General features: G+C 46.9%; 1 protein-coding gene and 1 pseudogene. Both read left to right on the top strand.

Annotated elements, in window-relative coordinates:
* Positions 1–353 (top strand): annotated as a pseudogene (locus AB4585_RS24880) (3',5'-cyclic-AMP phosphodiesterase); the annotation flags it as partial.
* On the top strand, positions 354–463 hold a 110-nt coding region (locus AB4585_RS24875), incomplete at its 3' end, for a YqiA/YcfP family alpha/beta fold hydrolase (protein ID WP_372171422.1).

Genomic DNA, 463 nt, shown 5'->3' with positions numbered 1-463 from the left:
CTCTAGTATTGCTGCATCACAACGCACTGCCGATTGGTAGCGCTTGGTTAGATCAGCACAAACTGCAACGCGCTCATCAATTTTGGGAAGTGCTAGGACGACACCAAAATGTTCGTGCAGTATTAGGCGGGCATGTGCATCAAGACTTTGAAAAAGAGCACAATGGTGTTCGAGTTTTGGCGACCCCTTCAACGTGTATCCAATTTAAAGCAAACAACGATGAATTTGCTCTCGATACCTTGTCTCCAGGCTGGCGTCACTTGCAACTGCATAAAGATGGTCAACTAGAATCACAAGTGTATCGACTTGAAGAGGGCTGCTTTATCCCTGATTTTGAGGCTGAAGGGTACTAAATGCCCATTCAGCCCAAGCCAGCACTACTTCTTTATTTGCACGGCTTCAATAGCTCTCCGCAGTCTTTAAAGGCGCAAGTAATGGCTGAGTTCTGCGCTGAGTATCGACC

It is taken from the genome of Vibrio sp. 10N.222.49.C9 (genome assembly GCF_041474985.1).
GTDB lineage: Bacteria > Pseudomonadota > Gammaproteobacteria > Enterobacterales > Vibrionaceae > Vibrio > Vibrio crassostreae_C.
Note: the sequence above shows the minus strand (reverse complement) of the source record. Positions and strands in the feature narration are given on the sequence as shown.